Consider the following 22,040-nt stretch of genomic DNA (forward strand, 5'->3'; position numbering starts at 1 on the left):
TATTTGATAAAAGTAACAAAAACTATGTTTCCATTACGAAGAAATAGAAGATTAAGAACCAATGCAGCCATTCGCGCTTTAGTTCGTGAAACCGTTATAACACCAAACGATTTTTTAGTACCGCTTTTTGTGGTTGAAGGCAAAGGCATAAAAGATGAAATTCCGTCGATGCCAAATTACTTTCGCTATAGTTTAGATTTGCTAGAAGGCGAGGTTAAAGCCCTTTGGAGTTTGGGATTAAAATCGGTGTTACTTTTTGTAAAAGTGCCAGATAATTTAAAAGATAACCAAGGAAAAGAAGCCTTAAACCCAAACGGATTAATGCAACGCGCTATTAAAACCGTTAAAAATGTGTGCCCAGACATGTTGGTGATGACCGATGTGGCTTTAGATCCATATTCAGCCTACGGACACGATGGTATTATTGAAAACGGACAAATTATAAACGATGAAACCGCTGAGTTTTTAGCAGAAATGAGCGTTTTGCACGCACAAGCTGGAGCCGATTTTGTGGCACCAAGCGATATGATGGATGGTCGTATTCTTAGCATTCGCGAAGCTCTGGAAGATGAAGGTTTTATTAATACCGGCATTATGAGCTATTCTGCAAAATATGCTTCGGCTTTTTACGGGCCTTTTCGCGATGCCTTAGATTCTGCTCCTGTTGATTTAGTAGATATTCCGAAGGATAAAAAAACCTACCAAATGGATTATGGAAACCGTTTTGAAGCCATGCGCGAAACCGAAATGGATATTGATGAAGGTGCGGATATTGTAATGGTTAAACCGGGTATTTCATATCTCGATATTTTAAGAGACATTAAAAACGAAGTCGATGTTCCTGTAGCTGTTTACCAAGTTTCTGGTGAATATGCCATGATAAAAGCAGCTGCAGAAAAAGGTTGGCTAAATCACGACCAAGTCATGATGGAAACTACCATGGCATTTAAACGTGCTGGCGCTGATATAATAGCAAGCTACTTTGCTAAGGATGTTGTGAAATTGATTTCGTAACTTAAAAAAAATTTCGGTTTATTACATGCTTAAAAATCTGTTTTTTGCCGTTTCATTTCTGTTGTCATCACAATTGGTGCTGGCACAATTAGAATATGATACGCCAGAATCCGTGGGATTAAACGCAGGTTTCATCCGCACAAAAATAGATTCCATAATACAAACAGGTATTAAGCAAGAGGCCTTTCCGGGAGCCCAACTTTTGGTTGCTAAAAAAGGAAAAATTATATTTCATAAGGCTTATGGCTATCATACTTACGATAGCATTAACAAGGTAAATTTAAACGACATTTACGATTTAGCTTCGGTTACTAAAATAGTTGGTCCGTTACCCGCTTTAATGAAGCTTTACGAAGAAGGGAAGCTAGATTTAGACATGCCTTTTAGTACTTACTGGGAACCATGGAAACACAAAAAAGACAAAAAACATATAACGCTACGCGAGCTATTAGCGCATCAATCTGGAATGCAACCCTATATTGTTTTTTTAAATAGTGTTACTAAAAACGGCACTGTAAAAAAACGCTTTGTTAAAACCGAAGCTAGCACACGTTTTTCTAACCAAATGTATAATCGTATTTACATAAAAAATCGTTTTAAAAATAAAGTTTTTAGAAAAATTAATCGATCTAAAGTTCACACTGAAAAAACCTATAAATACTCTGGATTAGCCTCCTTAATTTACCCGAAAATTATTGAAACTTTAACGGAAACATCTTACACCCAATATTTACAAAATAACTTTTATAAGCCTTTAGGATGCGAAACGTTAGGATATCTACCTTCAAAAAAGCACTTTAAAAACGCTATAGTTCCAACCGAATACGATTCAATATTTAGAAAAACATTAGTTAAAGGGTGGGTTCATGATGAAAATGCGGCACTTTTAGGAGGTATTTCTGGAAATGCGGGCTTATTTGGTTCCGCTCTAGACTTAGCGAAATACATGCAAATGCTACTTCAAAATGGAAATTATAATAGCAACCAATTTTTAAAAGCTTCAACCATTAATGAATTTACCAAAATTCAATATCCCGAAAACAATAATCGCCGTGGTTTAGGGTTCGATAAGCCCCTGCAAGGCAACGATACCTTAAGTTTAAAAACTGCTTATCCTGCACCCAAAGCTAGTTTTAAAAGTTTTGGTCACTCTGGGTTTACAGGTACTTTTGTTTGGGCAGACCCTGTAAACGACATGGTTTTTATATTCCTATCTAACCGTGTATACCCAACCAGAAAAAACAGAAATATATATAACCATAACATAAGAATTCATTTACAACAAACATTTTACGACGCCGCAAATTGATATGCGTTAAATATTCTTTTTATACAAAGTCATTAGATTTTGGAAAGGAATTCAATTGATTTCGTAAATTAGCCATTAACAAAATAAACCTATGAGCGCATTAATTTTTTGGGCAACCATTTCAATTTTCTTTTCATTTTTATGTTCCATCCTTGAGGCTGTTTTATTAAGCGTTACTCCAACCTTTATAAATGTTAAAAAACAAGAAGGAAAGGATTATGCTTTAACATTAGAAGCCTTAAAAAAAGATGTAGACAAACCACTAATAGCCATACTTACGCTAAACACTATTGCACATACTTTAGGTGCAATGATGGTTGGTATTGAAGCCGAAAGCTTAGAATTTAAAATTGAATTTTGGGGCATAAATACTGTAGGTGTAGTTTCAGCAATCATGACGCTTTTAATATTAGTAGCCTCAGAAATTGTACCGAAAACCATTGGAGCAACCTACTGGAAACAATTAGCAAACTTCACATCAAAAGCATTAACGGTACTAATTTTTCCTTTAAAATGGACGGGGATTTTATGGCTATTACAATTAACTACAAAATTAATTGGCGGTAAAGGTCATGGTAGCGTTTTAAGTAGAGAAGGATTTATGGTAATGACCGATATGGCTCATGAAGAAGGTGTTTTTCAAGAAAACGAAAGTAAAATCATTAAAAATCTTTTAACTTTTAAAGAAATATTTTCGAAAAATATCATGACACCACGAACGGTTATGAAAACCGAAAATGAAACCACTACAGTCGAAGATTTTTTTAATAGAAACTTAAACCTTCGCTTTTCTAGAATCCCAGTGTTTTCAGAAACCGAAGACAATATTAAAGGCCTAGTTTTAAAAGACGAAATTTTTAAAGAAATGGCTTTAGGTAATGGTAATAAAAAATTAGCAGAACTTAAAAGAGATATTATTATTGTAAATCGTGATTTAGCCATCCCTACACTTTTTGAAAAACTTGTAGAAAGCAGAAACCACATGGCTTTAGTAGTCGATGAATACGGGTCAGTAAGTGGTTTAGTAACCATGGAAGATGTAATTGAAACGCTTTTAGGGTTAGAAATTATGGATGAGAGCGATAATGTTTCAGACCTGCAACATTTAGCCAGAAAAAGCTGGGAAGCACGCGCTAAAAAACTAGGTATTATTGAAGAAGATAAAGCTATGGAATAATGTAATATTCACAATTAAACTAACATGAATGTTGCAATTAACCATTTAAAATAAAATAATTCAGATGGAAAGCTGCATCATTAAATCACCTTTAGGATTCACTAAAATAATTGGTAATGTTGATGGTATTACATCTGTTACGGTACTTAATTCCGAAGAAAAAATTACAGATATTATTCCGGTAGAAATAGAAGATTGTGCTATTCAGCTCCATGAATATTTTAAAGGAGAACGCAAACAATTTAACCTTAAATTAAATGCTAGCGGCACAGATTTCCAAAAACGTGTTTGGCATGCTCTAGAGCAAATCCCTTACGGAAAAACAACATCTTATTTAGAATTATCAAAACAATTGGGCGATGTAAAAGCTATACGCGCCGTTGCCAATGCTAATGGTAAAAATCCATTATGGATTATTGTACCGTGTCATCGTGTAATTGGCAGTAATGGCTCACTTACTGGTTATGCCGGCGGCTTACACCGTAAACAATGGTTGCTAGAGCACGAAAGCCCATATAAGCAACAAAGTTTATTTTAATATGTACAGAACACTTTCCAATATTGCTATCCGTTTTTTTAGCGAAGCTCAAATTTATAAACACGGGTTTAATTGGTCGCCCATGTACAGACGATCAACTGCAAAAGTTATTGAGGTTTCTAAGGATTTACATTACGTTAAAATTAAAATTCCGTTAAGCTGGAAAAACAAAAACTTTGTGGGTTCTATATTTGGTGGCAGTATGCTATCGGCCACAGACCCCATTTATATGATTCAGCTTATTAAAATTCTTGGTGATGACTACGTGGTTTGGGACAAAGCAGCAACTATAAAATATAGACGACCAGGAAAAGAAACTATATTTTGCGAATTCATTTTTTCGCCCGAAGACATTGTATATATCAAAAAAGACATAAAAGATAAAGGCGAAATAGATATTGTAAAAACACCAAATATTGTAAACAAAGAAGGCGTTGTAATTGCCGAACTTTCTAAAACCATTTACATAGCCGATAAGGACTTTTACAAGAAAAAGGGCCTGCAAAAGGCCGCTTCCAAATAATTTATTTTACACCCATATATTTATTTTCTTATCTTTAGTTGCAACATTAAACTAACAAAATGAACTTTATTAAAAAGCTCCTTAAATGGATTTTAGCGCTATTAGCCGTTATAGTTATAGCCTTATACATTTTCGATTACGAATATATACTTAGAGGCGTTAAAGTTGTCTATTTTACTGGACACAAAACAGCCTTTATAGATGACTATCCTTATTTTGAAAACGACACCATAAAAAAAGGCGACACGGTAGATGAATGGCCAATACATAAAAACTATAACAGCGTACAACCAACCGAAAAACTTAGTACAGTAAATAAAAATTGGGGAACCATAGCTTATGTAATTATTAAAAACGATAGTATTTGGTTCGAAAAATATTACCATGGTTTTAATGCTGCATCAAAAACCAATTCGTTTTCAATGGCAAAAAGTATAACCTCTGCGCTTTTAGGAAAAGCTATTATGGATGGTTATATAAAAAACCTAGACCAACCCCTTAGCGATTTTTATCCGCAATATAATTATGCTGAAACCACGGTTGGCGATTTATCATCCATGGCATCTGGTCTGGATTGGGTAGAGCATTACACGAGTCCGTTTTCGGTTACCGCAAGGGCCAATTACGACGACGATTTAGCCGAAACTATTTTAAACCAGAAAGTAGTAAAAACACCAGGAGAATCTTTTGAATACCTAAGTGGCAGCACACAACTTTTAGGCATGGTATTAAAAAAAGCAACGGGTAAAACGCTATCTAATTACCTATCCGAAAGTTTTTGGAAACCTATGGGTGCCGCACACGATGCCTATTGGCAAGTAGATGATGAAGAGAACAAATTAGCAAAAGCTTTTTGCTGTATAGCAAGTAGCGCTAGAGATTTTGCACGCTTTGGAAAATTGTATAAAGACGACGGAAAATGGAATGGTAAACAGCTTTTAGATTCCGCTTTTGTTAAAAAAAGTATTACACCGCGCTTTAAAGAAAGTCCAGAATATGGTTATGGCTGGTGGCTAAAAAATGTTGGCGACAAACATTTTTTTATGATGCGTGGGCATTTAGGACAATACGTACTTGTAGAACCAAACGACAATGTAATAATTGTGCGTTTAGGTCACAGAAAATCGCCCGATGAAGGTATTGGTATTTTCACAGACGATATTACGGTGTATATTGAAGAAGCTTATAAAATGTTGAATAAATAAATAATCGCTTTCGCGGAAATTAAAGATGATTAGTAAATTAAACCTTGAAGACATATTATTTTTGGACATTGAAACCGTTCCGGAAACTCAGTATTTTTCAGATTTAGATGAAACAAAACAATCCCTTTGGGAACAAAAATCGAGATACCAAAGAAAGGAAGATTATACCGCAGAGGAGTTTTATGATCGTGCCGGAATTTGGGCAGAATTTGGCCTTATAGTTTGTATTTCTGTGGGTTATTTTACGTTTCAAGGTGAAAACAGAATATTTAGAGTCACTTCGTTTTATGGCGATGAAGTAAAAATATTGAAGGACTTTAAAAATCTTATTATTTCTCATTTTAGTCAAATCAAACATTTACTTTGCGCGCACAACGGTAAGGAATTCGACTTTCCTTATATTGCAAGGCGCATGATTATTAACGGTATTGAACTACCTTACAAACTCAATTTATTTGGTAAAAAACCATGGGAAGTACCGCATTTAGACACCTTAGAATTGTGGAAATTTGGCGATTATAAAACCTATACTTCTTTAAAATTATTAACCAATGTTTTAGGAATTCCATCGCCTAAAGATGATATTGATGGCAGTGAAGTGTATCGGGTGTTTTATGAAGAAAAGGAAATCGATAGAATAATTATCTATTGCGAAAAAGATACGATTGCCGTTGCCCAAATATTTTTACGCTTAAGAGGCGATTCCATTTTAACCGACGACGAAATTATACATATTTAAATGGCTGAAACTCCTATATTACAAATTAAAAATCTTACTATTTCGTTTGGAAACAACGAAGTTATCCATGGTATTTCTTATGATTTAAACAAGAATGAAATACTCGGAATAGTAGGCGAATCCGGATCGGGAAAATCGGTGTCATCCTTAGCTATATTAGGCATTCTTCCTAAAAAAATATCAAAAATAGATTTTGGTAGCATACTTTATAATAACGATGATTTAACAACACTTTCGCCAAAATTATTTCAAAACATTAGAGGTAATAAAATTGCCATGATTTTTCAGGAACCTATGAGTTCGTTAAATCCATCGATGACTTGCGGGAAACAAGTTGAAGAAATCCTATTGCAGCACACCAACTTATCTAAAAAAGAAGCAAAAAACGAAACGCTTTTACTTTTTGAAAAAGTTAAGCTCCCCAATGTAGCCATTACACATCAAAAATACCCGCATGAAATATCTGGCGGACAAAAACAACGTGTTATGATTGCTATGGCCATTGCCTGCAAACCCGATATTTTAATTGCCGACGAGCCTACAACAGCATTGGATGTTACGGTGCAAAAGGATATTATTAGCCTATTAAAAGAATTACAAGCCGAAACAAAAATGAGCATTATTTTTATAACGCACGATTTGGCTTTAATATCTGAAATTGCACATAATGTTTTGGTTATGTATAAAGGTAATATTGTTGAACAAGGCCATGTATCTAATATTTTTAATAACCCACAGCACAACTACACCAAGGCCTTAATAAACTCTAGACCAACTTTAGATAAACGACTTAAAACACTACCAACTATTCAAGATTTTTTAGATGATACCATTTCAACAGAAATTGTAACTACAGCACAACGTAAAAAAAATCATGAAAAACTATATGCAAAACCACCACTTTTAGAGGTTATTAATGTTGAAAAGGAATATATTTCTAAATCGGGTTGGTTTTCTAAACCTCAGCATTTTAAAGCCGTAAACAATGTAAGTTTTAAACTTTACGAAGGCGAAACACTTGGGTTGGTAGGCGAATCGGGTTGCGGAAAATCAACCTTAGGTAACGCCATACTGCAACTAGATAAAGCTACTGCCGGTGCCATATTATATAATGGTGTGGATATAACTAAGTTGTCAAAATCTAAAATTAGAACACTTAGAAAAGACATTCAAATTATATTTCAAGATCCGTATTCCTCTTTAAATCCTAGAATTCCGGTTGGCGAAGCTATTTTAGAACCCATGATAGTTCATAAACTATATAATTCTGATAGTGAACGAAAACAAAAAGTAATTGAAATTTTAAACCGCGTCGGTTTGTCTGAAGATTATTATAACCGTTATCCTCACGAATTTTCTGGCGGACAAAGGCAACGTATTGGTATTGCTAGAACTATTGCTTTACAACCCAAATTAATTGTTTGCGACGAGTCGGTTTCTGCTTTGGATATATCGGTTCAAGCCCAGGTTTTAAACCTTTTAAATGAGCTAAAAGAAGATTTTGGTTTTACTTATATATTTATTTCTCACGATTTAGCCGTAGTTAAATATATGTCTGACCAATTACTGGTAATGAATAAAGGTAAAATTGAAGAATTGGATGACGCCGATACTATTTATAGCGATCCGAAAAAAGAGTACACAAAAAAATTAATTCATGCTATTCCAAAAGGATTATAGCATGAATATCTTTTTTGTTAAATAAACCAAACTCTTAAAAAACTGAACATTATGTTTCAGAGTTTCCTTGAATTTGCTTTCATCATTAGTAGGTAATTCAGGTAGATTTGTTGCAATATTCATAAGCGGTTAGTTTAAGGTAGATTTGGGGAAATCTTTATATTAAATTGGTTTCATTGGGCTCTACAAATATAGCACAGATTTTCAATATATCGTTAAAAAACATAATTAATCGATTAAATACACTTAATTTTAACATTTAAGCGATTTTACCCGCAATAAAGACTTTGCCTAAATATCCATTTCTGGAATCTCACCTTCAATAATCAAGGTGCCTTCGGTAGCATTTTTAATAGTTTCCACGCTTACTCCAGGCGCACGTTCTAAAAGTTTAAAACCTTGATCTGTTACTTCTAAAACTGCAAGGTTAGTTACAATACGTTTTACACAACCAACACCGGTTAATGGCAAACTACATGCTTTAAGCAGTTTAGATTCGCCACGCTTATTGGTATGCATCATAGCCACAATTATATTTTCTGCACTGACAACTAGATCCATGGCACCTCCCATACCTTTAACCATTCGCCCAGGAATTTTCCAATTGGCTATATCGCCATTTTCAGCCACTTCCATAGCGCCTAAAATGGTTAAATCTACATGCTTACCTCGTATCATTGAAAAACTAAGTGCCGAATCGAAAAAACTAGCACCTGGAAGCGTTGTTATGGTTTGTTTTCCGGCGTTAATAATATCGGCATCTTCTTCGCCTTCAAAAGGAAATGGCCCCATACCTAAAACCCCATTTTCACTTTGAAATTCAACTTCTATATCGTCTCTAACATAATTAGCAACAAGTGTTGGAATTCCAATACCAAGATTAACGTAAAAGCCATCTTTTACTTCTTTTGCTATGCGTTTTGCTATTCCGTTTTTATCTAACATAAATATATCTTTTTCATTTCCGCGAAAGCGGGAATCTTATTTATTATATCTTTAATTTGATTGTACTTGGACCACTACTCCCTGTGGTTATAATTATTTATTTTAGCAGACCTACAGGGTTTTAAAATCTCGTAGAATTTTATAATTATTACTCTTTTTGTCTAACCGTACGTTGTTCAATTCTTTTTTCGAAAACTTCACCTTTAAAAATACGTTGCACAAATATCCCTGGAATATGAATTTGATTAGGATCCAATTCGCCCAAAGGCACCATTTCTTCAACCTCGGCAACCGTAATTTTTGCTGCACCACACATGTTAGGATTAAAATTTCTAGCAGTTCCTTTAAAAATTAAGTTACCAGCAGCATCGCCTTTCCAGGCTTTTACAAAAGCAAAATCGGCTTTAAAAGCATGCTCTAAAACGTACATTTTACCATCAAATTCTCGTGTTTCTTTACCTTCGGCAACTTCAGTGCCATATCCTGCAGGTGTATAAATGGCAGGAAATCCGGCTTGTGCTGCTCTACAACGCTCGGCTAAAGTACCTTGCGGAATCAACTCAACATCCAACTCGCCAGACAACATTTGGCGCTCAAACTCGTCATTTTCACCAACGTAAGAGGACACCATTTTTTTTATTTGTCTTTTTTGAAGCAACAGCCCTAATCCAAAATTATCGACCCCAGCGTTATTTGAAATACAGGTTAACCCTTTTACACCAAGTTTAACTAATTGTGCAATGGCATTTTCTGGAATTCCACTTAACCCGAAACCGCCAAACATAAATGTCATATTATCAGATACGCCTTTTAAGGCATCTTGTACATTTGCTACTTTTTTGTTAATCATTATATTCAGTTTTTGCAATATAAATTTACGAATAATTGAATGATAAGTGGAAATTATTAACAAATAAAAAAAACATCCTTTTCAGAATGGTTTTTACTATATAATTTTATAAGGTTTAGACATTATCCAAAATCTAAATCTTCTGGTGTATTTTCATCTTGATCTTCATCAGCATCAGAGGTGCTTTCATGCTTAGAACAATCTACATTAATCGATAAGTTTTCAGGCTTTTTAAAATCTTCTTTAGAAATATCTAATTCTTCATCTTCATAGCAATTTTTCATATAAATACCCCAAATTGGTAATGCCATTGCTGCACCTTGACCGTAAGTTATCGATTTAAAATGCGCTGCTCTATCTTCGGCACCTACCCAAACTCCTGTAACTAAATTAGGCACCATACCCATAAACCAACCATCACTTTGGTTTTGTGTAGTTCCTGTTTTTCCTGCAATTGGGTTTGTTAGCTCATAAGGATACCCTGTAATAACCTCCTTGTAATCTTGTCTATTTCTAGCCCAACTATGTCTTAATCTCGCACCAGAACCAATTTGCGTTACACCTTCCATAAGCTTAACCGCCACATAAGTTGTTTCTTCACTTAACACATCGCGCGTTTCTGGTTTAAATTGATACAAAATAGTACCATTTTTATCTTCAATACTAGTAACCATAACAGGCTTGGTATAAACCCCTTGGTTTGCAAAGGTTGAATACGCGCCTACCATCTCGTAAACACTAATATCTGGTGTTCCTAAGGCTATAGATGGTACAGGAAGCATTTCGGACTCAATACCCAGTTTTTTGGCTAAATCGACAACCGTTTGCGGCCCTACTTTATCTATTAACTGCGCAGTAACTGTATTTACAGAGTTTGCTAAAGCATTTTTTAAAGTTCTTGTTCCGCCATAATCACTGTCGCCATTAGAGTTTTTTGGACACCACTCTTCTGGGTTTCCAAATTTATTAGCCTCTATACAAAAAGGTACATCTGGAAATTCATCGCAAGGCGAATAATGCAATTGATCGATGGCTGCTGTGTAAACAAAAGGCTTAAAAGTAGACCCAACTTGACGCTTTCCTTGTTTTACCATATCATATTGAAAATGCCTGTAGTTAATACCACCAACCCATGCTTTTACATGTCCGGTTTGCGGATTCATAGACATCATACCTGTTCTTAAAAATGATTTGTAATAACGCATAGAATCAATAGGCTTCATGAGCGTATCAACTTCTGATGCTTTACCGTCTTTCCATTCAAAAACAGTCATTTTTACAGGCTTATCAAAAGACTTAATTATCTCCTCGTTAGATTTCTTTAAATCGTATTTCATATGCCTCCAACGCTCAGATTGTTTCATTCCTCGTTTTAACAAGGCATCTATTTCCTCTTTTTCTAAATCTAAAAAAGGCGCTGTTGGGTTTCTTTTTGGCGTATTTTGGTTAAAAAATTCGGCCTGCAACCTCGGCATGTGTTGTTGTACAGCATTTTCAGCATGGGTTTGCATACGAGAATCGATGGTTGTATAGATTTTTAACCCGTCGTTATACAAATTCCATTTTGTACCATCTGGCTTTGGATTGTTCTTAATCCAATCCTTCATAAAACCATCTAAATAGCCTCTAAAATAAGTAGCAATACCCTCGCGATGCGATTCTGGCGAATAGTTTAAATCCAGTTCGGTCTTTTGAAGCGAATCTTTTACTGCCTCTGTAATATAATTGTATTTATACATTTGAGCCAATACCACATTACGCCTGTTTTTAACGCCTACAGGATTACGCTCTGGTCTTGGATTATATAACGATGAATTTTTAAACATCCCTACCAACATAGCAGATTCTTTAATGCTTAAATCTTTAGGCTCTTTACCAAAATAAATACGTGCCGCACTACGAATACCATCGGCGTTATTTCCAAAATCGTAGATATTAAAATATTGGGCTATAATTTCTTCTTTAGTGTATTGACGCTCTAAACGCGTAGCAATAATCCACTCCTTAATTTTTTGAGAAATTCTACCAAAAGTACTTCTAGAAGCTACTCCTGTAAATAATTGTTTTGCTAATTGCTGAGACACTGTACTTGCACCACCACCGCCACCTAAGGTAGCAATAGCTCGTAACGTACCTCGTGCATCAATACCAGAATGTTCATGAAAACGAACATCTTCGGTTGCTATAAGCGCATCGACTAAATGTTGAGGAAATTCTGAGTAATTAACAGGCGTTCTATTATCGTTTAAATAGAATTTACCTAGTGTTTGCCCATCGGACGAAATAATTTCGGTAGCTAAATGTGTTTTAGGGTTTTCTAAAACCGTGTGATCTGGTAAATCCCCGAAAATAGATGTTAGAAAAAAAATCAAGAAAAGAGAAATAATACCTCCTAAAAATACGATCCAAAACCAACGGACATATTTTGAAAAATCTTGAACTGCTTTAGTTTCTTTTTTTGCTTTTGCCATTTACTATGTATTAAAAAACACTTAGCATAAACCAAGTGAGACAATTTTATTTTGCATTATTATGTTCTACCCTAAACCCTATATCTGTAATACCATCCAACTCCACAACACCATTTACCTTTCCGTTTTCGCGCATAGCATGCTGAATGTTTACCGTATAGGTGCCTGATTCCTGAAAAACTACACCTTCTTTATACCACAATTTATTTTCTTTAATATCGGTATAACCTTCTCCTAAAAGTTTACCACTTGGTTCGGCCATCCTATATTCTAAAGTATCTTTTAATGTTTTACCATGCGGAAAAACCATTTCGACAATTAAAAATATATTATTAAACTTATAGGCATTTGTATTTCTTAAATTAACAAATAAATTATGCTTATTTATAGAATCTGGTGGTGTTACCTTAAAACTAATAATGGAATCTTTATGCCATGCATTTGGAACCGATTTGTATTTATCATACACCCCATTGGAATCACAAGAAACTATTACAGTAGTAAATATTAATAAAAATAATACAACTCTATTTTGCAGCATTATTATTGTTTTGAGGTTTTTTCCTGTTATTTTTTCTACGTTTGTTTTGACCTTGACCACCTTGACTTTGATTATTTGGGTTTGGCTTTTGGCTATTTTGGTTTTTATTTGGTGCTGTATTTTTATTATTAGAAGCGCCTTTGGCATTAGAAGGCTTTTTATTACCTTGGTTACCTTTCCTTCTATTATTTTTACGTTTATTATTGCCTTTTGGACTATCAAAACGTGTTAAACTATCTTGACCAACAACGTTTTCAAAAACTTCTTTAGTATCTTCTTCTAAAATTTCTAAAGCATACTCTTCAAGACTAGCTACTTTTTTCTTTTGCTTATTTAGCTCAATAATTTCGTTTGCTTGATCTGTAGTGATTTTGTGCCAATTCATCCACTCACCTTCATAGGCATACCATAAATGGCCTTTAAAAATGTCTGTTTTTTGGCAAACCGCAGTTCCCTTTTGGGTATACAACTTAGTATCGTTTTTAGGAAAGCTTTTTAAGGCATCTAAATACGTATCTAGCTCATAATTTAAACAGCATTTTAATTTACCACACTGTCCTGCTAACTTTTGAGGGTTTAATGATAATTGCTGATAACGAGCCGCCGATGTACTTACCGAACGAAAATCTGTTAACCATGTAGAACAACACAACTCGCGTCCACAAGACCCAATACCACCAAGTCTTGCAGCTTCTTGACGAAACCCCACTTGCTTCATTTCAATACGGGTTCTAAATTCGCGTGCAAAAACTTTAATTAACTCTCTAAAATCAACACGCTCTTCTGCGGTGTAATAAAACGTCGCTTTACTAGCATCGCCTTGAAATTCGATATCTGAAATTTTCATTTGAAGTTTCAAATCGATTGCAAATTGACGTGCTCTAACCTTCATAGGTTCTTCCTTGTCTCTTGCTGCCGACCAAATATCTATATCTTTCTGACTTGCTTTGCGGTAAATTTTTAGAACTTCTTCTGGATTTTCAGAAATGTTTTTACGTTTCATTTGAACGCGTACCAATTCCCCCGTAAGGGTAACCATACCAATATCATGACCAGATTTGGCTTGTGTAGCAACAATATCGCCAATACTTAAGGTTAAATTTTCTGTATTTTTGTAGTACTCTTTTCTGCCGTTTTTGTAACGTACCTCAACCCAATTAAATGGTTTTTCTCCGTTAGGTAAAGACATGTTTGCTAACCAATCAAAAACGGTTAACTTATTACAACTGTCTGTACCACAAGTACCATTATTTTTGCAGCCTTTTGGAGAGCCGTCTTTAGTTGAGCAACTTGCGCAAGCCATATTTTATATATATTGATTCCGTATAGAAAAGTATCTAGCGGAAGATGGTTCGTAACTATTCTTTTTTTAATTTCACCTTACAGCATAGCAACCTGTAAATACCTGATAATGAAATTTTAAGAAGCCTATTTATAACTGCTATAACAAAAAAGGCTTCAAGATGTAAATATAAGATTATTATAAGAGACTATAAAGCAAAGGGTTTTTTAATTTTTTTTCAATTAAAATTAACATCATAATTAAGTTTATTTGATGTTGTGCTAAGCTGTTTTTTAGATTTAAAAATGTTAGAAAACAGTAATTTACTCCAGCCTATTTTCTTGCTATACTCATTAAAACTTTCTTCTTTCCAATTAAAATTTTCTTTCCAAAAACTAGTCGGAGACACATAACAGAAGGTATAATCGAATATAAAACTAGCTTCGTTTTTCTGGGCCAATTTAGCAATAGATTTAGGCGCCAACAATGTAATTTTATTGGATTTACAATGCTCTGAAATTTCTTGTATTATTTCTGAATAATCATCATTTAAACTCGAAATATCAAAATCGTTATACTCGGTATTTCCTATTTTTTGAATGGGACGCACCTGAAGAATATCGAAACTACCGCCATCAAAATATTGAAAAAAATCTTTTAACTCATGAAAATTATCCTTGTTAAACGTATAATTTATACGCACCTTAAAATCGTATTTTTCTTTAAGTTTTTTAAAGGCATTAAAAGCAGCATGAAATTTTTCGTAATCTGCTTTTTTCATAAAGTTCTCGTAAGATTCTTTTTTAACCCCATGAAGCGAAATAGTAAACTCGTTTAACCCTGCTATTAAAAGCTCCTCTATTTTTTCTTCGGTAAGTAAATTAGCGTTTGTAGTAAGCGATATATAAGGCACTTTATAGGCTTTACCTAACGCTATTAATTCGGGTAATTTTTTATATAAAGTGGGCTCTGTGCCACAACCAACCTGTAATTTTAAGGCTCTGTTAAAAACGGTTTTGGCCACACGTTTAATTTCTTCTTCTTTAAACTGGCCTTTTAACTTTTTAACATAATCTTCATCTGTAAAATAACACATTTTACAACGTAAATTACATGCCAAAACAGGATCTAAATTTACCGCTAAATACCTTTTATTCAACTTATGTAAAATATACAACCCTAGAAATTTCACCCTATGGTTTTTTATTTTCTTATTAAGTTTTAAAAGTTTGTATATATCCATTAAATTATTTTCTGTGCTTCAAAAGTATACAAATAATCGGTTTTAAGTAGTAACTAATTAATCATTATGTATAAAACATAACCCTTTACCGACTATTAAACTCCAAAAAACCAAAAAAATTATACAGCTTTATAAAACCACAAAACACCCAATAAAAAAAGGCTCCATAATTTGGAGCCTTTTTTCTATTTTTTAAAACTTTCAAAAATGTTTCGCAAGTCTTTTTTATACGGTAAGTGGTCGGCACGACCTTTTTTAAATATATCGTTACTATTACCTTGGCCTTTCCGTAAAGCTTTTTGTTCTTCAAAAGGTAAAGCATGAATCTCTTTACAGGTTGTAGAGCAGCAATTATCCATCTCTTCCTTACATTTATCGCATTGTATAAACAGCAAATGGCAAGCATCGTTAGCACAATTAGTATGTACATCAAAAGCATCGCCACATTGATGGCATTGCGCAATCACATCATCACTAATACGTTCGGCACGTCTTTCATCAAAAACAAAATTCTGGCCCATAAACTTATTTTCTAAGTCTTTGTCCTTCACCTGGCGTGTATACTCAATAATACCACCTTCTAACTGAAACACATTTTTAAACCCTTTATGTTTAAAATACGCACTAGCCTTTTCACAACGAATGCCGCCTGTGCAATACATCACTAAATTCTTATCTTCCTTATGATCTTTTAAATCATCTTCAATAATATCTAACGATTCTCTAAAAGTATCCACATCCGGCGTTACAGCATTTTTAAAATGCCCAATTTCACTCTCATAATGGTTTCGCATATCCACCAAAACGGTGTTATTATCCTCAATAAGTTCATTAAACTTTTCAGCATCAACATGCACGCCTTTATTGGTAACATCAAACGTGTCATCATTTAAACCATCGGCAACAATTTTGTTTCGCACCTTCACTTTTAATTTTAAAAACGACATGTTATCCTGCTCTATAGCAATGTTTAAACGAATGTCTTTTAAAAAATCAATAGTATCTAAATGCGCTTTAAATGCATTAAAACAATCTGCCGGTAACGACAATTGTCCATTAATGCCTTCGTGAGCCACATAAGTACGCCCTAAAACGTCTAATTTGTTCCAAGCAATAAATAGTTGATCTCTAAATTCCTGAGGATTTGTAATTTTAGCGTACTGATAAAAAGAAAGTGTTAATCGATCCTTTCCGGCTTTTTCGATTAACTCAGCTCTTTCCTTTGCGCTTAATGTATTGTACAGTTGCATGCTATACTAAATTTTTAAGTTAAAGAATATTTTAAGCTGCAAAAATACAATTAATCTACAATTACACAATTTTAAAAATTTGGGCGCTCCCAAGAGGTCGGGCTATCTATTGCAAGTCCTCGCACTTCCTTCGTCAGGCTGCGGGCTTTCCATTACTATCCCTAGCGCAACCAACCTGCCAAGGTCAGAGTTTAAAAAACGAGCTATAGGTTTATTTAATACCCATTTTAAAAACGCATCTAGTTCCTAAAAAACAAAAAAGCACCTAAAACTAATGTTTTAAATGCTTTTTATCGAGTTTAGAGTTAGTCTTTATATCAAAACTCTTTTGGCAAATTTGATAGCAATATTTTTTCCCTTTACCAACTAGATGCATAATATTTAAAAAGGTTGCGTAAAACTATAAAAAATATTTTTTTAAGCCCTAAAATCAAGTATTTACCACTACATTTAGGGATGTTGAAAACTATTATTGTACCATGAAAAAAGATATAGTACTTTAGCATACAATTTTTCAGAAAAAACAAAGAAAATGAGCAGCGATAAAGAAAAAGAAGCAAAATTAAAAGCACTAAAATTAACTTTAGATAAATTAGATAAAGCCTACGGAAAAGGAACCGTAATGAAAATGAGCGATTCTGCAATAGTAGATGTCGAAGCCATCCCTTCAGGTTCATTAGGTTTAGATATTGCCTTAGGCGTTGGTGGTTATCCACGCGGTAGAGTAATTGAAATTTACGGACCAGAATCTTCTGGTAAAACAACCCTAACATTACACGCCATTGCCGAAGCACAAAAAGCAGGAGGTATAGCCGCATTTATTGATGCAGAGCATGCTTTCGATCGTTTTTATGCCGAAAAATTGGGTGTGGATATCGATAACCTTATCATCTCGCAACCAGATAATGGTGAGCAAGCTCTAGAAATTGCCGATAATTTAATTCGTTCTGGTGCTATCGATATTGTAGTAATAGATTCTGTTGCAGCCTTAACACCAAAAAGTGAAATTGAAGGCGAAATGGGAGACTCTAAAATGGGACTTCATGCGCGTTTAATGTCACAAGCATTAAGAAAGCTAACAGCCTCAATTAGTAAAACCAATTGTACGGTAATCTTCATTAACCAATTACGTGAAAAAATTGGTGTTATGTTTGGTAACCCAGAAACAACAACTGGTGGTAACGCCTTAAAATTCTACGCTTCTGTAAGATTAGATATTAGACGATCTACTCAAATAAAAAGTACAGATGGTGCTGTTTTAGGTAACAAAACCAGGGTAAAAGTGGTTAAAAATAAAGTAGCTCCACCATTTAGATTAGCAGAGTTCGACATTATGTATGGCGAAGGCGTATCTAAAGTTGGTGAAATTCTAGATTTAGCGGTAGAGCAAGAAATTATAAAGAAAAGCGGTTCATGGTTTAGTTACGACGAAACCAAATTAGGCCAAGGTAGAGATGCTGTAAAAGCATTAATAAAAGACAATCCAGAACTTATGGACGAGCTTGAAGCCAAGGTTAGGAAATTCATTGATGAGCAAGAATAAAAAATTTAAAATCCCGTTAATTCGGGATTTTTTAGTTTATAAACTATCCTCACCTTAAAAAAGCTATTCTTTCTAAAAAAATATTAAGCATTGCACGTAGCTCATTTAGCACAAAACATTTAATTTTAGTATAATTAGATTAACGTACAACTAATTAAGTAAATTTTATACGCAACCATTTCGTTTGTTTTGCATCTTAATAGTGCAAACATGTATATAACCCTAAAATTTATTTTGCAATGAAAAAATTACTTGTACTTTGTTTAACACTTATACTGTGCGCCTCTTGTAGTATTGATGATGACGGCACACGTTATAGTTTTGAAATTTTACCCGTAGAAAGCGTAGATATACCAGACGAATTTGAGTTAGGCGAAATTTATCCAATAACAGTAACCTACTTAAATCCATCATCGTGTCACAGCTTTAAAGAATTTTATTATTTAAAAGAAAATAATGAAAGAACAGTAGCACCAATTACTTATGTTTTTGATGAAAACAACTGTGAAACTTTTGAAAATGAAGAAGTAGAAGCTACTTTTAATTTTAAAGTAACTGGTAACGGTTCGTATATTTTTAAGTTTTGGCAGGGTGAAGACGCCGATGGCGAAACACAATATTTAACCATTGAAGTGCCCGTTGTAGAGTAAGTATTAATTAATACATGTTTAAATTGAGTTTAGACCAACTCATAGAAAATTGTAAGAATGACGATACTAAAGCACAAGGCGAATTATATAAACTCTATTCGGGTAAATTATTCGCCATCTGTTTAAAGTATTCGCGTAACTATGCCGAAGCGCAAGATAATTTGCAAGACGCATTTTTAACAATTTTTAAAAAAATTGAACAGTATAAAAACAAGGGCTCTTTTGAGGGTTGGATAAAACGTATTACCGTAAACACCGTATTACAGCGTTACCGAAACGAAAAGGTTTTTGATATTATAAACGAAAACACCATTGAAGATGTAGAAGTTGAAGTTGATGAAGACGAACTCTCCATTGATTATCTTCTAAAAATCATTCAAGAACTACCAGATAGGTATCGGTTAATTTTTAACCTGTATGTTCTAGATGGCTATTCGCATAAAGACATTGCTAAAATGCTAGATATAAACATAGGCACATCAAAATCTAACTTAGCGCGAGCAAGACAAATTTTGAAAAATACGATTGAAGATCATAAAACAACACAACGTTCACAATCCTTATAAATGAGCGATAAAAAACATATAGACCGATTATTTCAGGAAGGATTTAAAGATTTTGAAGCCGCACCTAACGATGCCGTTTGGAAAAATATTGAAGCAAAACTGAACGAAAAGAAGAAAAAACAACGCGTTATTCCTATTTGGTGGCGTTATGCTGGCGTTGCTGCACTATTAGCGTTATTAATAACTGCTGGTGCTCTATTTTTTAATAATACAGACGCAAGTAATACTAACCAAGTTGTAGATACCGAAACTATAGAACATATAGAGGTAAAGGAAAACAACCAACCTATTAGCAATACTGTTAAAACTCCTGTTATCGCTTCAAACGAAGACGATGAAAATAACACGAATAGCACCACAGAAGCTTCAAAACAAGAATCTAATAGGATTAGCAATTCAGCAAATGCTTCAAACAACATAGCCAGTTCTAATAATGCGCCTTTAAAAAGCAATAAGCAAAAATCAGCTAACAAAACAAATGCTAAATCACTTTATAACACAACAACAATAGCAAGCACTAATAATAAGAATAGTAGTGTTGCTAATACGGTTTCAGAAGAAAAAAGAAAGGCAAACAACCTTCAAAATTCAACGGAAAACACAACACAAGTTGCTAATACTTCCGAAGCAAATAACACCACTACTAATTTAAAAAAGGAAACCACTTTAGTAAACAAAGAAAAAGCAACTATGCTTATTGAAGAAGCTTCCCAAAAGGAAACAGCGATTGCAAATGCTAATGAAGATACAGTAGCAAAAGAAGCTGAAAAGGATTCAAAAACAGAAGTAAACCCAGAAGAGAATAAACGCTCTATTGAAGAGGCCTTAGAAAACACCGAGGACATTGCTAATAACGATGAAACACCTACCAACAGATGGCGTGTAGCACCAAATGCTGCACCGGTTTATTTTAATACCTTAAACGAAGGCTCATCTATAGATCCGCAGTTTAATTCTAATTCTAAAACAGGCGAAATTAATATGAGTTATGGTATTTCTGCAAGTTATGCCGTAAACAAAAAACTAAGCGTTCGTTCTGGGATTAACCGCGTTAATTTAGGTTACAACACCAACGATGTTGTGGTGTTTCAATCGGTTGGTTTTAGTTCTAAAAGTAGTGCGTTACAAAATGTAAGTGCTCGCGGTAATTCAAGTAATGCCGATGTTGCACTTATAAGTTCAGAAAATTTAAACGCTAATACTTCCGATTCGTTTGCAGCCTCTAATGCTTCTATAAATCAAGCTTTAGGTTATATTGAAATCCCTTTGGAAATTCAGTATACACTTTCGGATAAAAAACTTGGTGTTAACCTTATTGGTGGTTTTAGTTCGTTCTTTTTAAATAACAATGAAATTTTTTCTGAAGAACAAAACGGAACCAGAACCTATCTTGGTGAAGCTAGCAATATTAATAATACAAGCTATAGTGCTAATTTAGGAATGGGTTTAAATTATAAGGTTACTAAAACATTCGATTTGAATTTAGAACCTATTTTTAAATATCAATTCAACACATTTAACAATACTTCCGGTAATTTTTCACCATTTTTTATTGGTGTATATACCGGATTCTCTATTAAGTTCTAGGTTTTTGCTTAGATCTGGGTGTGGGTTTCCATTTAAGCTCGGAAATTCAAATCAAAAAAAACTGCTCGTCCCCTCGAGCAGTTTTTTTATTCTTAGAAACACCAAAACTATTTACTTTCAAAAACTTCAAGCTGATTCAAGATTACAGTCCTAGATTTTTCATTTAAATGCTTAGTGTCTTCCACTTTTAAACCTTCGGTAGGAATAAATTTATGAACTTTAACACGCATTCTTCCCGGGCTTCCGCTAAAAAAAGTATATGAAAAACGTTTTTTATTATCTGCAAAAGTAATAGGCACAATAGGTGTTTGATGATTTATAGCTAACCTAAACGCGCCATCTTTAAAACTATCTAACATAACATGCTCTTCGGGCACACCTCCTTCAGGAAATATACATATACTAAGCCCCGATTTTAAACGGCGTTGTGCTCTTAAAAACACAGCTTGCCTACTCTTTGGCGAACTTCTATCTACCAAAATACAGGTGCGTTTATAAAAGAAACCAAATAACGGAATTTTAGCTAATTCTGCTTTTCCAACAAACACAAAAGGGTTTTTAACCGTTACCAACATAAGCATAATATCTGCCATCGAGGTGTGGTTGGCAATAAACATATAGCTCTTGTTTTTATCTGGCACTTCCTCACGCTTAATACTATAGGCAAACCCCATTCCTATTAAAATAAACTTTGCCCATAACCTAGCAATCCTAAAAAAGAAAGGATACCAAGATTCTTTAGCGATTGATACTAAAAGAATTGGAAAAAGTATAAGGATAGGCAGCGCAACAAGTATATAAAACCAAATACGATAGAGTAGCCAGAAAATATATTTAAATAGTTTCATAAGCTTCAAAAATACATAATTGTATTGAGCTATTTTATTAAAACGTTTACCTTTGCTCTTGGTTAAACAAAATTGAATA

The 22,040-nt window shown here is 34.0% G+C and carries 20 protein-coding genes; 12 read left to right on the forward strand and 8 right to left on the reverse strand.

From position 1 onward, the window contains the following. The first annotated feature begins 24 nt into the window (after positions 1 to 24). The 8 genes from hemB (at position 25) to AAFN75_RS05985 (ending at position 8,185) form a co-directional block, all read left to right on the forward strand. On the forward strand, positions 25 to 1,014 hold the full coding sequence (hemB, locus tag AAFN75_RS05950) for a porphobilinogen synthase (RefSeq protein WP_411808688.1): 990 nt from the start codon (positions 25 to 27) through the stop codon (positions 1,012 to 1,014). A 25-nt stretch (positions 1,015 to 1,039) separates the two neighbouring features. After that, positions 1,040 to 2,323: a serine hydrolase domain-containing protein gene (locus tag AAFN75_RS05955; RefSeq protein ID WP_411808689.1), complete on the forward strand. Its 1,284-nt coding sequence runs from the start codon at positions 1,040 to 1,042 to the stop codon at positions 2,321 to 2,323. Between the two features lie 91 nt (positions 2,324 to 2,414). Next, complete coding sequence (locus AAFN75_RS05960; protein WP_411808690.1) at positions 2,415 to 3,500, forward strand: CNNM domain-containing protein; 1,086 nt, start codon at positions 2,415 to 2,417, stop codon at positions 3,498 to 3,500. A 64-nt stretch (positions 3,501 to 3,564) separates the two neighbouring features. Then, positions 3,565 to 4,038: a methylated-DNA--[protein]-cysteine S-methyltransferase gene (locus AAFN75_RS05965; RefSeq protein ID WP_411808691.1), complete on the forward strand. Its 474-nt coding sequence runs from the start codon at positions 3,565 to 3,567 to the stop codon at positions 4,036 to 4,038. A gap of 1 nt (position 4,039) precedes the next feature. Next, positions 4,040 to 4,561, forward strand: a complete 522-nt coding sequence (locus AAFN75_RS05970; protein WP_411808692.1) for a DUF4442 domain-containing protein — start codon at positions 4,040 to 4,042, stop codon at positions 4,559 to 4,561. A 59-nt stretch (positions 4,562 to 4,620) separates the two neighbouring features. Beyond that, positions 4,621 to 5,766, forward strand: a complete 1,146-nt coding sequence (locus AAFN75_RS05975) for a serine hydrolase domain-containing protein (RefSeq protein WP_411808693.1) — start codon at positions 4,621 to 4,623, stop codon at positions 5,764 to 5,766. A 25-nt stretch (positions 5,767 to 5,791) separates the two neighbouring features. Further along, positions 5,792 to 6,505: a 3'-5' exonuclease gene (locus AAFN75_RS05980; protein WP_411808694.1), complete on the forward strand. Its 714-nt coding sequence runs from the start codon at positions 5,792 to 5,794 to the stop codon at positions 6,503 to 6,505. Next, positions 6,506 to 8,185: an ABC transporter ATP-binding protein gene (locus AAFN75_RS05985; protein WP_411808695.1), complete on the forward strand. Its 1,680-nt coding sequence runs from the start codon at positions 6,506 to 6,508 to the stop codon at positions 8,183 to 8,185. A 291-nt stretch (positions 8,186 to 8,476) separates the two neighbouring features. Here AAFN75_RS05985 and AAFN75_RS05990 read toward each other — a convergent pair whose 3' ends face one another. From AAFN75_RS05990 to AAFN75_RS06020, 7 genes are all read right to left on the reverse strand, one after another. Next, the gene (locus AAFN75_RS05990) at positions 8,477 to 9,130 is read right to left on the reverse strand and encodes a 3-oxoacid CoA-transferase subunit B (RefSeq protein WP_411808696.1); all 654 of its coding nucleotides are present in this window, start codon (positions 9,128 to 9,130) and stop codon (positions 8,477 to 8,479) included. 148 nt (positions 9,131 to 9,278) lie between these two features. Then, a complete protein-coding gene (locus AAFN75_RS05995) occupies positions 9,279 to 9,980 on the reverse strand; it encodes a CoA transferase subunit A (protein WP_411808697.1) in 702 nt (233 codons plus the stop codon). A 122-nt stretch (positions 9,981 to 10,102) separates the two neighbouring features. After that, positions 10,103 to 12,451 (reverse strand): transglycosylase domain-containing protein, encoded by a 2,349-nt coding sequence (locus AAFN75_RS06000; RefSeq protein WP_411808698.1) that lies wholly within the window; start codon positions 12,449 to 12,451, stop codon positions 10,103 to 10,105. A 46-nt stretch (positions 12,452 to 12,497) separates the two neighbouring features. Next, positions 12,498 to 12,992 (reverse strand): gliding motility lipoprotein GldH, encoded by a 495-nt coding sequence (locus AAFN75_RS06005; protein WP_144114723.1) that lies wholly within the window; start codon positions 12,990 to 12,992, stop codon positions 12,498 to 12,500. Continuing rightward, on the reverse strand, positions 12,979 to 14,295 hold the full coding sequence (locus AAFN75_RS06010; protein ID WP_411808699.1) for a stage 0 sporulation family protein: 1,317 nt from the start codon (positions 14,293 to 14,295) through the stop codon (positions 12,979 to 12,981). The genes AAFN75_RS06005 and AAFN75_RS06010 overlap by 14 nt, the downstream gene beginning before the upstream one ends. A 217-nt stretch (positions 14,296 to 14,512) precedes the next feature. Next, positions 14,513 to 15,517: a radical SAM protein gene (locus AAFN75_RS06015; protein WP_411808700.1), complete on the reverse strand. Its 1,005-nt coding sequence runs from the start codon at positions 15,515 to 15,517 to the stop codon at positions 14,513 to 14,515. Positions 15,518 to 15,702: 185 nt separating this feature from the next. Next, positions 15,703 to 16,767 carry a rhodanese-related sulfurtransferase gene (locus AAFN75_RS06020; RefSeq protein WP_411808701.1) on the reverse strand — a complete coding sequence of 355 codons (1,065 nt, stop codon included), beginning with the start codon at positions 16,765 to 16,767 and terminating at the stop codon, positions 15,703 to 15,705. 532 nt (positions 16,768 to 17,299) lie between these two features. Between AAFN75_RS06020 and recA the strand changes: the two genes are divergently transcribed. The 4 genes from recA (at position 17,300) to AAFN75_RS06040 (ending at position 21,113) form a co-directional block, all read left to right on the forward strand. Beyond that, on the forward strand, positions 17,300 to 18,310 hold the full coding sequence (recA, locus tag AAFN75_RS06025) for a recombinase RecA (protein WP_144114727.1): 1,011 nt from the start codon (positions 17,300 to 17,302) through the stop codon (positions 18,308 to 18,310). A 239-nt stretch (positions 18,311 to 18,549) separates the two neighbouring features. Next, complete coding sequence (locus AAFN75_RS06030; protein WP_411808702.1) at positions 18,550 to 18,960, forward strand: hypothetical protein; 411 nt, start codon at positions 18,550 to 18,552, stop codon at positions 18,958 to 18,960. 23 nt (positions 18,961 to 18,983) lie between these two features. Continuing rightward, complete coding sequence (locus AAFN75_RS06035; protein ID WP_411809272.1) at positions 18,984 to 19,526, forward strand: RNA polymerase sigma factor; 543 nt, start codon at positions 18,984 to 18,986, stop codon at positions 19,524 to 19,526. Beyond that, complete coding sequence (locus AAFN75_RS06040) at positions 19,527 to 21,113, forward strand: hypothetical protein (RefSeq protein ID WP_411808703.1); 1,587 nt, start codon at positions 19,527 to 19,529, stop codon at positions 21,111 to 21,113. 107 nt (positions 21,114 to 21,220) lie between these two features. Here AAFN75_RS06040 and AAFN75_RS06045 read toward each other — a convergent pair whose 3' ends face one another. Beyond that, on the reverse strand, positions 21,221 to 21,961 hold the full coding sequence (locus tag AAFN75_RS06045) for a lysophospholipid acyltransferase family protein (RefSeq protein ID WP_411808704.1): 741 nt from the start codon (positions 21,959 to 21,961) through the stop codon (positions 21,221 to 21,223). Between the last annotated feature and the right edge of the window lie 79 nt (positions 21,962 to 22,040).

This window comes from Algibacter sp. AS12 (assembly GCF_046736315.1).
In the GTDB taxonomy this organism is placed as follows: Bacteria; Bacteroidota; Bacteroidia; order Flavobacteriales; family Flavobacteriaceae; genus Algibacter_B; species Algibacter_B amylolyticus.

Coding starts and splice junctions, on each gene's coding strand:
- recA (WP_144114727.1), top strand. CDS start 17,300: ATGAGCAGCGATAAAGAAAAAGAAGCAAAATTAAAAGCACTAAAATTA.
- AAFN75_RS05960 (WP_411808690.1), top strand. CDS start 2,415: ATGAGCGCATTAATTTTTTGGGCAACCATTTCAATTTTCTTTTCATTT.
- AAFN75_RS06040 (WP_411808703.1), top strand. CDS start 19,527: ATGAGCGATAAAAAACATATAGACCGATTATTTCAGGAAGGATTTAAA.
- hemB (WP_411808688.1), top strand. CDS start 25: ATGTTTCCATTACGAAGAAATAGAAGATTAAGAACCAATGCAGCCATT.
- AAFN75_RS06010 (WP_411808699.1), bottom strand. CDS start 14,295: ATGGCTTGCGCAAGTTGCTCAACTAAAGACGGCTCTCCAAAAGGCTGC.
- AAFN75_RS05970 (WP_411808692.1), top strand. CDS start 4,040: ATGTACAGAACACTTTCCAATATTGCTATCCGTTTTTTTAGCGAAGCT.
- AAFN75_RS05985 (WP_411808695.1), top strand. CDS start 6,506: ATGGCTGAAACTCCTATATTACAAATTAAAAATCTTACTATTTCGTTT.
- AAFN75_RS05980 (WP_411808694.1), top strand. CDS start 5,792: ATGATTAGTAAATTAAACCTTGAAGACATATTATTTTTGGACATTGAA.
- AAFN75_RS05975 (WP_411808693.1), top strand. CDS start 4,621: ATGAACTTTATTAAAAAGCTCCTTAAATGGATTTTAGCGCTATTAGCC.
- AAFN75_RS06015 (WP_411808700.1), bottom strand. CDS start 15,517: ATGGATATATACAAACTTTTAAAACTTAATAAGAAAATAAAAAACCAT.
- AAFN75_RS05965 (WP_411808691.1), top strand. CDS start 3,565: ATGGAAAGCTGCATCATTAAATCACCTTTAGGATTCACTAAAATAATT.
- AAFN75_RS05955 (WP_411808689.1), top strand. CDS start 1,040: ATGCTTAAAAATCTGTTTTTTGCCGTTTCATTTCTGTTGTCATCACAA.
- AAFN75_RS06020 (WP_411808701.1), bottom strand. CDS start 16,767: ATGCAACTGTACAATACATTAAGCGCAAAGGAAAGAGCTGAGTTAATC.
- AAFN75_RS06005 (WP_144114723.1), bottom strand. CDS start 12,992: ATGCTGCAAAATAGAGTTGTATTATTTTTATTAATATTTACTACTGTA.
- AAFN75_RS06030 (WP_411808702.1), top strand. CDS start 18,550: ATGAAAAAATTACTTGTACTTTGTTTAACACTTATACTGTGCGCCTCT.
- AAFN75_RS05995 (WP_411808697.1), bottom strand. CDS start 9,980: ATGATTAACAAAAAAGTAGCAAATGTACAAGATGCCTTAAAAGGCGTA.
- AAFN75_RS06045 (WP_411808704.1), bottom strand. CDS start 21,961: ATGAAACTATTTAAATATATTTTCTGGCTACTCTATCGTATTTGGTTT.
- AAFN75_RS06000 (WP_411808698.1), bottom strand. CDS start 12,451: ATGGCAAAAGCAAAAAAAGAAACTAAAGCAGTTCAAGATTTTTCAAAA.
- AAFN75_RS05990 (WP_411808696.1), bottom strand. CDS start 9,130: ATGTTAGATAAAAACGGAATAGCAAAACGCATAGCAAAAGAAGTAAAA.